Annotated in this window: 14 protein-coding genes and 1 riboswitch; of the genes, 8 read left to right on the top strand and 6 right to left on the bottom strand. The window is 33.4% G+C overall.

Annotated features, from left to right (window positions below; translation table 11 throughout):
* Nucleotides 1-5 precede the first annotated feature (5 nt).
* Entirely contained in the window at nt 6-347 is a 342-nt protein-coding gene (locus DZ60_RS0105860) for a hypothetical protein (protein ID WP_025741159.1), read from the bottom strand.
* Between the two features lie 281 nt (nt 348-628).
* On the opposite strand from DZ60_RS0105860, the gene DZ60_RS0105855 reads away from it, so the two are divergent.
* A complete protein-coding gene (locus DZ60_RS0105855) occupies nt 629-1,813 on the top strand; it encodes a heparan-alpha-glucosaminide N-acetyltransferase domain-containing protein (RefSeq protein WP_025741158.1) in 1,185 nt (394 codons plus the stop codon).
* Nucleotides 1,814-1,907: 94 nt separating this feature from the next.
* Entirely contained in the window at nt 1,908-2,330 is a 423-nt protein-coding gene (locus tag DZ60_RS0105850) for a DoxX family protein (protein ID WP_025741157.1), read from the top strand.
* Nucleotides 2,331-2,422: 92 nt separating this feature from the next.
* On the opposite strand, the gene DZ60_RS0105845 is transcribed toward DZ60_RS0105850, so the two are convergent.
* From DZ60_RS0105845 to metK, 3 genes are all read right to left on the bottom strand, one after another.
* Complete coding sequence (locus DZ60_RS0105845) at nt 2,423-2,686, bottom strand: hypothetical protein (RefSeq protein WP_025741156.1); 264 nt, start codon at nt 2,684-2,686, stop codon at nt 2,423-2,425.
* Between the two features lie 389 nt (nt 2,687-3,075).
* Nucleotides 3,076-3,411, bottom strand: coding sequence for a hypothetical protein (locus tag DZ60_RS0105840; protein WP_025741155.1), 336 nt, complete (start codon nt 3,409-3,411; stop codon nt 3,076-3,078).
* 189 nt (nt 3,412-3,600) lie between these two features.
* On the bottom strand, nt 3,601-4,857 hold the full coding sequence (gene metK, locus DZ60_RS0105835; protein ID WP_025741154.1) for a methionine adenosyltransferase: 1,257 nt from the start codon (nt 4,855-4,857) through the stop codon (nt 3,601-3,603).
* Between the two features lie 378 nt (nt 4,858-5,235).
* Nucleotides 5,236-5,342, top strand: a riboswitch (SAM riboswitch).
* 135 nt (nt 5,343-5,477) lie between these two features.
* Between metK and DZ60_RS0105830 the strand changes: the two genes are divergently transcribed.
* From DZ60_RS0105830 to DZ60_RS0105810, 5 genes are all read left to right on the top strand, one after another.
* Nucleotides 5,478-6,767: an O-acetylhomoserine aminocarboxypropyltransferase/cysteine synthase family protein gene (locus DZ60_RS0105830; RefSeq protein WP_025741153.1), complete on the top strand. Its 1,290-nt coding sequence runs from the start codon at nt 5,478-5,480 to the stop codon at nt 6,765-6,767.
* 74 nt (nt 6,768-6,841) lie between these two features.
* Complete coding sequence (locus DZ60_RS0105825) at nt 6,842-7,810, top strand: alpha/beta fold hydrolase (protein ID WP_025741152.1); 969 nt, start codon at nt 6,842-6,844, stop codon at nt 7,808-7,810.
* A gap of 58 nt (nt 7,811-7,868) precedes the next feature.
* Nucleotides 7,869-10,283 (top strand): bifunctional aspartate kinase/homoserine dehydrogenase I, encoded by a 2,415-nt coding sequence (gene thrA / locus DZ60_RS0105820; RefSeq protein WP_025741151.1) that lies wholly within the window; start codon nt 7,869-7,871, stop codon nt 10,281-10,283.
* Between the two features lie 153 nt (nt 10,284-10,436).
* On the top strand, nt 10,437-10,862 hold the full coding sequence (locus tag DZ60_RS0105815) for an OsmC family protein (protein WP_025741150.1): 426 nt from the start codon (nt 10,437-10,439) through the stop codon (nt 10,860-10,862).
* Nucleotides 10,859-12,037: a trans-sulfuration enzyme family protein gene (locus tag DZ60_RS0105810; RefSeq protein ID WP_025741149.1), complete on the top strand. Its 1,179-nt coding sequence runs from the start codon at nt 10,859-10,861 to the stop codon at nt 12,035-12,037. Before DZ60_RS0105815 ends, DZ60_RS0105810 begins: the two co-directional genes overlap by 4 nt.
* Before the next feature lie 79 nt (nt 12,038-12,116).
* On the opposite strand, the gene DZ60_RS0105805 is transcribed toward DZ60_RS0105810, so the two are convergent.
* A complete protein-coding gene (locus DZ60_RS0105805) occupies nt 12,117-12,680 on the bottom strand; it encodes a hypothetical protein (protein WP_025741148.1) in 564 nt (187 codons plus the stop codon).
* A gap of 84 nt (nt 12,681-12,764) precedes the next feature.
* Nucleotides 12,765-13,295, bottom strand: coding sequence for a hypothetical protein (locus DZ60_RS0105800; protein ID WP_025741147.1), 531 nt, complete (start codon nt 13,293-13,295; stop codon nt 12,765-12,767).
* A gap of 307 nt (nt 13,296-13,602) precedes the next feature.
* Here DZ60_RS0105800 and DZ60_RS0105795 point away from each other — a divergent pair, with 307 nt between their 5' ends.
* Nucleotides 13,603-13,869: a DUF2061 domain-containing protein gene (locus DZ60_RS0105795; protein ID WP_025741146.1), complete on the top strand. Its 267-nt coding sequence runs from the start codon at nt 13,603-13,605 to the stop codon at nt 13,867-13,869.
* Nucleotides 13,870-13,885: the final 16 nt, after the last annotated feature.

Raw genomic sequence — 13,885 nt, 5'->3', positions numbered from 1 at the left:
CAGCTTTAGTTTTGGATTTTTACTTTTATTGGTCCACCGCTTGATACAGAGCTTCCTCCAATTTCATCAATATTTACAGGTAATTCATCACTTGTGCTAATCGTAGCAAGATCTATCTTGAGCTTATCATAGGTGTCTATGTTCTTTATGTTTACATTAATCTCATCAGTGTTATTGATCCTTACATTAATAGATCCGTCAGCATTAATGGGGATTATTCCATAACTTGCTTTCGAAGAATTGTTTGCATAGGTCTTAGCAATAGGATTAAAGTCTTTAATGACTTGTATTACAAGGCAAATAGCAATAATTGTTGTAATAAACTTGGTGTAATTGTCTGTTTTCATGAGATTGATTTTTTGGTTTTTATAAAGGTACTAAAAGTAGATGTTGTTATTCGAGACCTACCCTTTTTCTTCTTAGATGTTTGATACAATCAAAATGAGTAGTACTTTTTTTATAAATTTTTACTGCATGCAGCTTAACTTTTCATAAGTTTGAAGCCTGTATATCGTGTATATGAATATCAAGTAATGACATTTTGTAAATTAACTAATTTATTTTTGGCACAATACAATCCTCCAAAAACTCGTTTTTGGGAATAACTAACTAACTAAAGGCCTTACCAATGGTCAAGACAAAAAATCGTTTGCATTTTTTGGATGCGCTGCGAGCATTCGCCATTTTAATGATGTTACAAGGTCATTTTGTACATGCATTATTGGCAAAAGAATATCATGGTAGTGATCATATTATCTATACCCTTTGGGAATACTGTAGAGGAGTTACAGCTCCTGTTTTTTTTACAATAACCGGATTTATTTTTATTTTTTTATTAGTAAAACAGCAGGATGTTGGGTTTAAGAATCCAAGAGTGAGCATTGGGATAAGACGTGCCCTTAAAGTTATATTGTGGGGGTATTTATTGCGACTAAGTATGTTCTCTATTTTTAATGGAACCTTAAATCCTTCTTTTTTTTATATAGATGTACTGCAGTGTATAGGATTGTCGCTACTTTTACTTATAGGAATCTATCTCATGTATTATCGGTTAGGAGTGAATTGGTTTCAGTACACTTTGTTGGTAATAGGTATTGTGGTTTTTTTTCTCGAACCTATCTATGATAATCAACCCTTAGAATTTTTAATACAACCAATTTCAAATTATTTTACCAAAGCAAACGGATCTATATTTACAATATTTCCTTGGTTTGGATATGCTTGTTTCGGAGGGTTTTTGGCAATAGCCTTTACCAAATATGAGGCGGATAAAAGAGTCTATTCAATAGGTGTTTTACTACTTTTGGTATTTGGATTAGTGTTGATTTTTTATTCGTCCCCATTTTTTGAATTTATGCACCAAGTAACTAGATTACAGGTTTTTAGATCAGTGGGTAGTAATAATTACTTGTTTATGAGGTTGGGAGATGTATTTATTGTCTTTTCTGTTTTTATTTTGATTAGAAAATATATTGTTAACAAAACGATTTCGAAAATAGGAAGCAAAACCTTGTCCGTCTACATTATTCATTTTTTTGTGCTCTACGGTAGCTGGTTTGGATTAGGGTTGACCGCTATATTTTACCATGCTTTAACTCCAATACAATCATTTATAGGAGCATTATTATTTGTATTTGGTATATGTACGTTGGTTTTGAATTATTATAAATATGAAGAAGAATTAAAGCTTCGTTTACAGAGGTTATTCGTGTCTATAAACAAAAGAATTGATCGTATTCTACCGGATTATGTGATCTCTGCAAGAAAAACCGTGATGCGTAGATATCGTAAACTTTTATATATAAGGAAGTAGAGAAGTTATATTTTGTTGTTAATATTGAAGGGTTTCTTTTTTTATTTTTCTAAAAATCAGTATCTTATAGTGATTTAATCAATACTTTTTTATTATGCCGACAATAAAATCATTGAATAAATGGGCGAATGCGCATACGTATTACCCATTAGATTTACTGCGAGTAGCTTTGGGAGTATTTTTGTTTTTAAAAGGAATAAATTTTATTAGCAATAGTCAGATTTTGGTGGATCTAATTACTCCTGTACAGAATCTTGCCGGTTCTATGATCGTACTTCATTATGTTGCTCCTGCTCACTTGATAGGAGGTGTGTTGATAGCCTTTGGGTTGCTTACTCGATGGTCCGTGATTGCACAATTACCGTTATTAATAGGAGCTGTTCTTATTAATTTTATAGGAGAAATGAACGTTGCAAATTTGGTAATTGCAAGTGTTATCCTTGTTTTATGTATTTTTTTCCTTTTTTATGGATCAGGAAAGCATTCAGTAGATTACTATCTGAAAATGGAACAGTAGCCATTATATGCGCTCTCTTTTCTAATCTTTTTGCAATTTATATTTTAATGGTTTTAAAATATAAATTGCAAAAAGATTAATAACTATGTCTATTATTCGCTGGGGATATTAATGTAAATAGTGTCGATCACTCGAGATACAAGTACAGCGTCAGAGTCTTCAGAAAATTTCTTTTTATTTCTTAGAATTTCTTTTTTTGTTTTTTCCCACTCCTTTTCATCAAATGGAGCATTATTTTCTGTTTGAATGATTGCCGATTTCTCCTCAGAACTAGGATCAGATGCATTTGTAAATCGTTCTTGTGCAGTACATAAAAATGCAAAGCTTAATAAAGCAATAATAAGTAGATTTTTCATTTTTTTATTTTGGTCGTTAATAAATACTAAACATGACATTGTGATTGCTAGTAAAAATTCAACTTAATTTCTCAAAGAATTAAGGTTCAAAATAAATATTTATCAGTGAGGTGATACTAAAGATAGTAATATTATTGCTATTTGCCTTACGGAAAAACCACAGACTATGTAATGAGGTTTTATCCAAAAGCGTATATTATCTATATAGTAATGTGTTCTTTAGTATTGAGTGTGAAGAGTTCAATTAACTTTTTTGAATAAAGTAAAAATACAGTTTATTTTTAGAAAAATGAAAAAAGATGCTGAAAATAACAAAGAACAGATGTTGTTCTGTAGAAAAAGATTGATTTAAGTCGTATGGGGTTCTGTGAATTTATCTTAATGATCATTTACCATCCAGACAAGCTTGATTTTGTTGGGTATTGAGGAATCGTAATATAGATAGTGTCATTCTTTCCCAATGTTTTTGCTCTATTTGTGATGTGTAGCTGTTTTTTTATTTTTCTCCATTCTTTTTTGCTGTAGAAGCGTTCATCACTTTCTTTGATGGGTGACTTTACTATTAATCGATCTATAACAATAGTTTGGTCAGTATTGTATTCCTCTTCTTCAATTTGATTATCAATAGCTTTTATCGAAGCAAAATCATTTTTAAGATCCTGGCCCAATGATACATTAACTGCACACATAATAATAATACTGCTTATGATAAATTTTACTTTCATTACGCTTTTAAAATAATATCAAAGTGTTCGTAAAACACAATTAAAGAATGATTTAAAAAGTAAAAGTAGGTATAATACCTGATTTTGCGATGGGTATAAATCACATTTTTTAGAACTCTAATTCAAAAATCGATAAAAGACAATAAAACCTGATATAATCAATAGGTTTTTAGAATTAATTAAGAGGTTTTAAATGTTAAATTCGCTTTTTACCGCATCTACATAGTCTAATTTTTCCCAAGTAAAAAGCTCTACCTCTTTTTCAATTTTACCAGAATATGGACTTTCGAATATCTTTACTACTTTTTGAGGTTCTTTTCCCATATGTCCGTACGCTGCTGTTTCAAGATAAATAGGGTTACGAAGTTTAAGACGTTCTTCTATTGCTGCTGGTCGCATATCAAATATTTTTGATACCTTTTTTGCAATTTCGCCATCCGTAATTCCTAGGGTAGAGGTGCCGAAAGTGTCTACAAAAATAGAGGTAGGTTCTACGACGCCAATAGCATAAGAAACTTGTACTAATGCTTCACTTGCTACACCTGCTGCAACAAGGTTTTTGGCAATATGTCTAGAGGCATAAGCTGCAGAGCGATCTACTTTACTAGGATCTTTCCCAGAAAAAGCACCACCACCATGCGCTCCTTTACCACCATAGGTGTCTACAATTATTTTTCTTCCAGTAAGTCCGGTATCTCCGTGGGGACCACCAATCACAAATTTACCAGTAGGATTTATATGATATGTGATCTCATCATTAAACAACTCTTGTATATATGTTGGCAACTGATTAATAACTCTCGGAATTAATATGGTAATAATGTCATTCTTTATTTTAGAAAGCATTATATCGTCATTTGCATCAAAATCGTCATGTTGTGTAGATACAACGATGGCTACAATACGTTGTGGAACATTATCATCGCTATACTCAATAGTTACCTGGCTTTTAGAATCAGGACGTAAGTAAGGAATTTCTTTGCCTTCTCTTCTCAGTTTGGCTAACTCGATTAAAATTTTGTGAGAAATATCAAGAGCCAAAGGCATGTAATTAGATGTTTCTTTGGTAGCATAACCAAACATCATTCCCTGATCACCAGCTCCCTGTTCCTCTTTGGTTTCTCGATCCACTCCTTGATTAATATCTTGAGATTGCTCATGAATTAGTGAGATCACACCACAAGAATCACCACTAAATTGATAGGCTCCTTTAGTATATCCAATAGAGTTAATGACATCTCTTGCAATGTGTTGAACGTCTAGGTATGTTTTTGATTTTACCTCCCCAGCAAGAACTACTTGTCCTGTAGTTACAAGTGTTTCGCAGGCTACCTTAGATTCTTGGTCAAAAGCTAAAAAATTGTCTAATAGTGCATCACTAATCTGATCTGCTACTTTATCTGGGTGTCCTTCAGAAACACTTTCTGAGGTAAATAAATATGCCATTTTATCTTGTTTTAGTAGGGAATTTGCGCGATTCTGCCATGAAGTTTTTCACCAGAAGAATACTTCTGAGTTGAACTGCTTTAGCATTTTTATACCAAAAATTAACTTTAGGTAATTGGGGTTGCAATCAGTCAAATCTTTCCCTGAAAATATTTCGGTAAAGTTATAAAAAATGATAATACTAAAAAGCATTTAACGTATCATTAATGTAAAAGAATTTCTATAATAACTGTCAATCACTTTCTCATTGTACATCGTAGATTTGTAAAACTTTGTTTTAGAGTTATGTTAGGCTTTAAAAAACAAATTTTATTGAAAATTGTTTTAGTTTAAAAATAATTATTAGATTTGCCTCGAAGTTTCTTATACATATTTAGTAAGTTATTAAGAAAGGTGGAGGGAATAGACCCTGTGAAACCTTAGCAACCCTTTATACTTAAAGAAGGTGCTAAATTCTATCTCGATTTGTCGGGAAAAGATAACTCGATTCAATTACTTTTTGTAATTGTCGTTTCCTTTCTTATTAATTTTCTATATCCTTAACTCTTCAGTTATTGAAGCAGTTTTAAAGATGTATTTGAGTTTTATTGAATTATTAAAACATGAAAAAATAGAGAATTATGAGTACACAAAAATTTGCAACAGAAGCTTTACATGCGGGTCACGATGTTACTACTAATGGGGGGACAAGGGCGGTTCCTATTTACCAAACCACTTCGTATGTTTTTAATGATGCAGATCACGCTGCGAATTTGTTTAATTTGTCAGAGCCAGGGTATATCTACACAAGATTAAATAATCCTACAAATGATATTTTAGAACAACGCTTGGCAGCATTAGAAGGCGGTATTGCTGCAGTTGTTACTGCTTCAGGTACAGCAGCCATTAATACAGCTTTATTAACACTATTAAAATCAGGAGACCATATCGTTGCCTCTAGTAGTTTGTATGGAGGTACTTATAATTTACTAAGTGTTACTCTGCCAAGGTTTGGTATCACAACAACTTTTGTCGATTCATCTGACCCCGAGAATTATAAAAAGGCAGTGCAAGAAAATACACGTGCATTTTTTGTAGAGTCACTGGGTAACCCAAAACTAGACGTATTAGATCTAAAAGCAATTTCTACAGAAGCTAAAGCTGCTAAAGTACCTTTTATTGTAGATAATACAGTAGCGACACCAGCTTTATTAAACCCTATTGAGTATGGCGCGAACATAGTGATTCATTCACTTACAAAATATATTAGCGGTAACGGAACATCTCTAGGAGGAGCCATTATTGATGCAGGAACTTTTGATTGGTCAAGTGGTAAGTTTCCAGAATTTACAGAACCTTCTGCTGGATATCACGGATTAGTATATCACGATGCATTAGGACCAGCTGCTTTTATTGCAAAAGCAAGATTAGAGGGATTACGAGATTATGGGGCGGCATTAAGTCCATTTAACGCTTTCCAGATTATACAGGGATTAGAAACGCTGGAAATAAGAATTAAAAAACATAGCGAAAGCGCATTAGCGTTAGCGACTTGGTTAGAAAATCAAGAAGAAGTAACTTGGGTAAAATATCCTGGATTGAAAAATGATCAATACCATACATTAGCAAAAGAATATTTGCCAAAAGGTCAAAGTGGAATTATTACTTTTGGTGTAAAAGGAGGTTTTGATTCTGCTAAGACTATCGCTAATGAAACCAAAATTTTCTCTTTATTGGCAAATATAGGGGATTCTAAGTCTTTGATTATTCACCCTGCAAGTACAACACATCAGCAACTCAATCAGGAGCAGCAAGAATCAACAGGGGTTACTCAGGATTTAATTCGCTTATCAGTGGGGTTAGAAAACATAGAGGACTTGAAGACCGATTTAAAAGAAGCTTTTAGTAAAATTAAACAAACTATCAAATAAAGGATGGTTTTGTTATAATCATTCGAAAAAGAAGGTCAATAAGTAAGCACAGAAAGTATTTATTAGTTTAGTATATGCTCCAAAAAATTCAGATAACCAATTTTACAACAGTAAGAGGTACATGTTTTAGTGCCATTCCTCTTACATATCAAGTGTTTGGTAAACCTCTTGGTCAAGCGCCCATAGTGCTAGTAAATCATGCACTTACGGGTAATTCTAAAGTATGTGGAGAAGGAGGTTGGTGGAATGGATTAATAGGAAAAAATAAATGTATTGATACCAATAAGTATACAGTTTTATCATTTGATGTTCCCGGAAATGGATATGATGGGGTGTCAGAAAACCTAATAGAAAATTATAAGGTTTTTAATGCAAGGGATATTGCTGCGATTTTTGCAAAAGGATTAGAGTTACTTGAGATTAAAAAACTATATGCTGTGATAGGAGGGTCTGTCGGCGGAGGGATTGCTTGGGAACTGGCTGCATTACATCCCAAATTTATAGAACATTTAATACCTGTGGCAACAGATTGGAAATCATCAGATTGGTTGAAGGCTAATTGTTTAGTACAAGAACAAATTTTGATGAATTCAAGTAATCCTGTTCATGATGCGCGATTACATGCCATGTTGTTTTATCGATCACCAAAATCATTTAGAGATAAGTTTGATAGAAGTTATAATAATGAACAAAACATGTATAATGCAGAAAGTTGGTTGCTGCATCATGGAAATAGACTAAAGGAGCGTTTTACATTAGCTGCTTATAAAGAATTAAATTATATTCTAGCAAACATTGATATTACCGAAGAAAGAGGTAGTTTTATAGAAGTAGCAGGAGCTATACAATCAGACATACATATAATAAGTGTTAATTCTGATTTGTTTTTTACAGAAGAGGAAGATAGAATTACATATGAAACATTGCGTCCTATAAAGCAAAATGTAACACATGGTGTTATAGATTCTGCCCATGGACACGATGCGTTTTTGATAGAGTTTGAGCAATTGAGTGAATTACTAAAAGATGTTTTTAGTGTATAGAGATGCTATGTAATTGTGTAATACAATTTCTATACGATTTTGAAAATTTAATAAAGAAATGAAGGTTCTAAAATTTGGAGGAAAATCACTAGCGGATAAAGAAAGCATCCAGGCAGTGGTACAAATAATACAAGATAAGATAAAAAATGGTGAAAAAATCACCGTAGTATTGTCGGCAAGGGGAAAAACAACAGATGAACTTGAAGAAATTTTACAAAAGGCATCAAAAAATGAACCATATAAGGAGCAACTAGAGGCATTTAAGAAGTATCAAAAAGAAGGATTTTCTAATGTTAGTTTTGATGAAGAGTTTGAGGTACTGGATAAATTGTTCGAAGGTGTTTCTCTTTTGGGGGACCATAGCAAGAGGATAAAGGATCAAGTATTGTCACAAGGAGAAGTCATATCTGCAAAGCTTTTAACTCATGTGCTTAAGGAAAAAAACATCAAAGCTAATTTTACCGATAGTAGAGATCTTATAATTACTGATGCCCAATTCGGCGATGCACAACCTTTGGATAAATTATCTAAGGAAAATGTAGTTAGTCATTTTCAAGAGTATGATGCTGCTACAGTACATATAGTTACTGGCTTTATAGCATCGAATACTAAAAACGAAACGACAACTCTAGGCAGAAATGGAAGTAATTATACTGCGGCATTATTGGCAAACTATTTGGATGCAGATGAGTTGCAAAATTTTACACATGTTAATGGTATTTATACAGCCGACCCAGAGTTAGTGCCTTCAGCCAAAAAAATAGCCAAACTATCTTTTATCGAAGCCAACGAATTAGCTTATTTTGGAGCCAATGTATTACATGCCAAAACGATCATTCCTTTGATCGAAAAAAATATTCCGCTTAGAATATTAAATACTTTTGATCATGAGGGTGAAGGTACATTAATTACATCCAAAGCAAGCGAAAAAGGGATAAAGTCTCTTTCGGTATTAGAGAATGTAGCACTTATTAATCTAGAAGGAAGAGGACTTTTGGGGAAAGTAGGAGTAGATGCAAGAATTTTTAGGGTTTTGGCACATAAAAATATTAGTGTCAGTATCATTTCCCAAGGATCATCAGAACGAGGTATCGGATTTGTTGTAGAAGCCGATAGAGCAAAAGATGCAAAACAGGTTTTAGAACAAGAATTCGAATCTGATTTTTATACGCGAGATGTAAGTGGGATCACAATAGAAGAAAATGTGTCGGTTATTTCTATTATAGGTCAGGATCTAAGTACATTTCATAAGCCTTATAATGCATTAATTAAAAACCAGGTAGTCCCCCTATTATTTAATAATACAGTTACTGGTAAAAATGTTAGTTTAGTCGTTCGTAAAAATCAATTGCACAAGGCTTTAAATGTAATACATGGAGAGATTTTCGAAATTTCAAAAAAAATAAATATTGCAATATTTGGGCACGGATTAGTTGGGGGAACCTTAATTGATCAAATCCTTAAATCTGCAGAAGGAATAGAAAATCGAAAAAAGATAGAACTTAATATCTTTGCTGTTGCAAATTCTCGTAAAGTGCTGTTTGATACTAACGGAATTAATGCTAGTTGGAAATCTGATTTAGAAACATTAGGTGTTTCATATAAAATAGAAGATGTAATTCGATTTGCAGACGAACATCATTTAGAAAATTTAATAGTTGTCGATAATACTGCAAGCGAAGCTTTCACAAAAAATTATATCCAATTAGTTGAGCATGGTTTTGATTTGGTATCATCTAATAAGGTAGCAAATACATTAAGTTTTGAGTTTTATAAACAGTTAAGAGCAAAACTTCAGGAGAATCAAAAGCAGTATTTGTATGAGACAAATGTTGGGGCAGGGTTGCCGCTTATAGATACTATTAAGTTGTTACATTTGTCAGGAGAAAATATTACTAGAATAAAAGGTGTTTTTTCTGGATCATTAAGTTATTTATTTAATACATTTTCTGTTGAAGAAAGACCATTTAGCGAAGTTTTGCAAGAAGCAATAGATCAGGGGTTTACTGAGCCTGATCCGAGGGAGGATTTATGTGGAAATGATGTAGGAAGAAAATTGTTAATTCTCGCTAGAGAATTAGATTTGAGTAATGAGTTTGATGACGTAAAGATTCATAATTTAATTCCTGAAGGATTAAGGGACGGGAGTGCAAAGGAGTTTCTAGAACGTTTAGAAGAGCTTAATTCTACATATCAAAAAGCGAAAACAGAGCAAGAACCGAATCATGTGTTGAGATATATTGGTGATCTTTGGGGAGATTTATCCCAGGAGAAAGGAAGTTTAGACGTAAAGTTAGTATCTGTACCGCAAAGTAGTGCATTAGGTCAAGTAAAAGGTTCTGATTCAATATTTGAAATATATACAGAGTCGTATGGAGATCAGCCTATTGTGATTCAAGGTGCCGGTGCCGGAGCTGCAGTTACTGCAAGAGGTGTTTTTGGGGATATTTTGAGATTGACAGAAAAAGGATAGACGCGAACTTGTTTTTTGAAGTCAGTTTTTAATGCAGGGGAAGACAGGTATCCCATATTGTAAAATGAAGATAAATTAAAATATTTAATAATAACTCTCAAAATGCCCAAATGAGAGTTCTCCTTTTTTAATTGGAGTTAGTGGGTGATTATTATGAAAATAGAATTAGAGAGAATAAACGAAGACTATCATTTCGAACTCAAGAATGAAAGAGGTCATGTTACCTATATAGATAGTAAAGCTGCTGTAGGAGGACATGATCTAGCGCCAAGCCCTATGGAGTATGTATTGATGGGGGTAGCAGGCTGTAGTTCTATTGATATTATTTCTATACTCAAAAAACAGCGACAAAATATTACTTCGTATAAAGTAGAAGTAATAGGAAATCGAGAAAAAATAGAAGATGCAACTCCTTTTAAAGTAATAGAAGTAATTGTTTATTTAGAAGGAGAAATTGTTCCTGCAAAAGCGAAAAGAGCAGCGCAGTTGTCTTTTGAGAAATATTGTTCAGTATCAAAGACATTAGAACCCACAGCAGCGATAGAATATAAAGTATTGGTTAATAACGAAGAAGTATGAGCTTAGAAACTCAAAATTTTGAAACACAAGCGGTTCGAACGCAAACAGAGAAAACACAATTTCTAGAGCATTCTACACCTATGTATTTGACCTCGGGATTCGTTTTTGAAGACTCTGAGGAAATGAGAGCAGCTTTTGCTGAAGAAAAACAACGTGATTTGTATAGTAGGTATAGTAATCCGAATACAAATGAATTTGTAACCAAAATGTGTCGTCTAGAAGGAGCAGAAGATGGTTTTGCATTTGCAACAGGAATGGCTGCTGTGTATTCTACTTTTGCAGCATTACTAGATGCTGGAGACCATATTGTTTCTTGTAGATCAGTTTTTGGGGCTACACATGCATTGTTTACTAAGTATTTCCCGAAATGGAACATAGAAACGAGTTATTTTCCTGTGAATGATGTTGACTCTGTAGAGAATCTTATTCAGCCTAATACTAAAATAATATATGCAGAATCTCCGACAAATCCAGGGGTCGATGTATTAGATTTAGAGCGGTTGGGTGCTATTGCAAAAAAACATAATATTCTATTGGTAATTGATAACTGTTTTGCGACGCCTTATTTGCAAAACCCAATTAAGTTTGGGGCTGACTTGGTTATTCATTCTGCAACCAAACTAATTGATGGTCAGGGAAGAGTGTTAGGAGGTGTTACGGTAGGTCGAAAAGAATTGATTAGAGAGATTTATTTGTTTTCGAGAATTACCGGACCTGCTATGTCACCTTTTAATGCGTGGGTGTTGTCCAAAAGTTTAGAAACATTGGCAGTGCGTGCAGATCGACATTGCGAAAATGCATTAAAACTTGCAGAGTTTCTAGAATCGCACCCTAAAGTAAATTGGGTGAAATATCCATTTTTGCCATCACATCCTCAATATGAAATAGCTAAGAAACAAATGAAGTCAGGAGGAAATATTGTAGCTTTTGAAGTGAAAGGTGGTGTGCAGGGCGGAAAAACATTTTTTGATAGTATAGAGATGTGTTCTCTATCTGCAAATCTTGGAGATACCCGAACTATTGTTACACATCCTGCATCAACAACACATAGCAAGTTAGCCGATGAAGATAAGCAAGTGGTGGGTATTACCAATGGCATGGTGCGGTGCTCTGTTGGATTAGAGCATATAGACGATATTATTGAGGATATTGAACAAGCTTTATTAGAGATATAGGGATATGTTATTTTAAATATAAAAAAAATCAGGGCGCATTGCCCTGATTTTTTGTGTGTTGTTAATATTGTATAATATGTTACTTTGTAAGTGTATATACGACTGTTCCGGTAATTGTGCCAGTTAGATCAAAACCTTCAAATAAGGTTGAATCTTCAAGATTTTCATCTATTTCGATCTCAAAAATCAACGTGGTATCGGTTAATGTAGTGACTGTAGCGATACGCTCCTCTGATGTTGTAGTATTTAAAATAGTAAGTTGATCACCTTCTAGACTCCATGTTCCTACAATTGCGAACTCTTGACCCGGAACTTCTTGAGATTCTTCGATACCAAAAAAACTAAAGGTTACCTCAGTAGTAAAACTTCCACTACTTGTAACAACATTAGGAGATTCAGAAAAAGATACTTCGGTATTAAAATCTTTACCAATAGCAGTGTAGCTTAAGGATACTGCTTGCCCTTCTACTGTGGTGTTTAGTGTGCCATCAGAGGCAGTAAGTCCTGTTAGGTTCCAGTCCCCCGTTAATGTACCTGTCAATTCGCTTGAATCATCTTCCTGTTCATTAGCATTGTCATCATCGCTACAAGCTGTAAATAGAGAAAACGATAGTAGGAATAAAATAAAACTGATTCTTTTCATAATATATTTGGGTATGTTAAAATTTTGGGATAAAAATAATGCTATTTTGTTTAATGGTGGTTGTTTTTTGTGTTAAACAATTGATTATCTTTTGTCTAGTTCGATAATTTGACTTCCAGTGATTTCAAAAGTAATTCCGTCAATTTCGACGGTTTCATTCATTTCTCTACGCAAAATCATGGTCTCGGCTGTTAACCAGATTATTTCTATAATTTCTTCGGTATTAGAAGAAAAAGTAAGGATTATGTTTTCGTCAATAGTCCATTCTCTGGATCCTATAAAGTCCGGGATTACTTCTTCATGATTAAACGATTGTAAAGGAGTTTTTATTGCTGTTATTTGTGTGAAGTCTCCAGAGCTTGAAAAAGAATTAAGTAAATCAGCCGAGGCGGATTCTGTAAATGTAAGAGTTGTCGAATATTCTTTTCCTGAGATTTCATAAGTGCCGTCAACAGCCGTTCCTTCAATTATAGTTGCAATAGTACCGTTTTCCGAAGTCACCGATGTAAGTGCCCAATTACCATAGATTAATGATAGATCAATTTGGGATGAATCATCATCATCACAGGCAATAAAAAAGAAGGTGGTAATTATGAATAAAAATATTTTTTTCATGTCAAAAGAGGTCAAAACAAGAGATGTTACTTTTAGGATTAAGTATTCTATTGTGTTGTTGTTTTTGTGCCAAATGTAGTGTATTTCAGTGGTTTTTTAGGTTTTATTTATCTTTTTAGAAGAGTCCTTTTGGTGTTTTTTTTATGATATTTTAATAATCTACTAAGCTAATAGGGTGTTTGTTGATAATATGATAATTATACAAGTGTGAGTAAAGTTTTTCAAATCTTTTTGACTAATAAACAGATTTTTATATATACATTTGCTTAATAATCTACTATTCCGATAGGGTAATAGAAATTAAAAAATGATTGTAGACCAAATGATATTAGATAAAGTAACTGCACAGAAGACTACATATCAGGATGATAGAACGTCTGAAAAGCCATTGCGTAGTATCGCAAAAGCGGTGAGCTGGAGAGTAGTGGGGACATTAGATACGTTGATAGTGTCTTATTTACTTACTGGCGAAATTGCATTGGCAACTTCGATAGCATCTATTGATTTTGTAACTAAAATGATTCTTTATTTCTTTCACGAGAGAGTCTGGAATCGTATTAAGTGGGGGAGATAATATCGGTCTCATTTGC

Source organism: Aquimarina pacifica, assembly GCF_000520955.1.
Taxonomy (GTDB): Bacteria; Bacteroidota; Bacteroidia; order Flavobacteriales; family Flavobacteriaceae; genus Aquimarina; species Aquimarina pacifica.
The sequence above is the reverse complement of the archived record's forward strand: the minus strand, read 5'-3'. Positions and strand labels throughout refer to the sequence as shown.

Excerpts from the sequence above, each read along its gene's own strand:
- metK (WP_025741154.1), bottom strand. The coding sequence starts at position 4,857 with ATGGCATATTTATTTACCTCAGAAAGTGTTTCTGAAGGACACCCAGAT.
- DZ60_RS0105800 (WP_025741147.1), bottom strand. The coding sequence starts at position 13,295 with ATGAAAAAAATATTTTTATTCATAATTACCACCTTCTTTTTTATTGCC.
- DZ60_RS0105830 (WP_025741153.1), top strand. The coding sequence starts at position 5,478 with ATGAGTACACAAAAATTTGCAACAGAAGCTTTACATGCGGGTCACGAT.
- DZ60_RS0105825 (WP_025741152.1), top strand. The coding sequence starts at position 6,842 with ATGCTCCAAAAAATTCAGATAACCAATTTTACAACAGTAAGAGGTACA.
- DZ60_RS0105850 (WP_025741157.1), top strand. The coding sequence starts at position 1,908 with ATGCCGACAATAAAATCATTGAATAAATGGGCGAATGCGCATACGTAT.
- DZ60_RS0105860 (WP_025741159.1), bottom strand. The coding sequence starts at position 347 with ATGAAAACAGACAATTACACCAAGTTTATTACAACAATTATTGCTATT.
- DZ60_RS0105855 (WP_025741158.1), top strand. The coding sequence starts at position 629 with ATGGTCAAGACAAAAAATCGTTTGCATTTTTTGGATGCGCTGCGAGCA.
- DZ60_RS0105810 (WP_025741149.1), top strand. The coding sequence starts at position 10,859 with ATGAGCTTAGAAACTCAAAATTTTGAAACACAAGCGGTTCGAACGCAA.
- DZ60_RS0105805 (WP_025741148.1), bottom strand. The coding sequence starts at position 12,680 with ATGAAAAGAATCAGTTTTATTTTATTCCTACTATCGTTTTCTCTATTT.
- DZ60_RS0105815 (WP_025741150.1), top strand. The coding sequence starts at position 10,437 with ATGAAAATAGAATTAGAGAGAATAAACGAAGACTATCATTTCGAACTC.
- DZ60_RS0105795 (WP_025741146.1), top strand. The coding sequence starts at position 13,603 with ATGATTGTAGACCAAATGATATTAGATAAAGTAACTGCACAGAAGACT.
- DZ60_RS0105840 (WP_025741155.1), bottom strand. The coding sequence starts at position 3,411 with ATGAAAGTAAAATTTATCATAAGCAGTATTATTATTATGTGTGCAGTT.
- DZ60_RS0105845 (WP_025741156.1), bottom strand. The coding sequence starts at position 2,686 with ATGAAAAATCTACTTATTATTGCTTTATTAAGCTTTGCATTTTTATGT.
- thrA (WP_025741151.1), top strand. The coding sequence starts at position 7,869 with ATGAAGGTTCTAAAATTTGGAGGAAAATCACTAGCGGATAAAGAAAGC.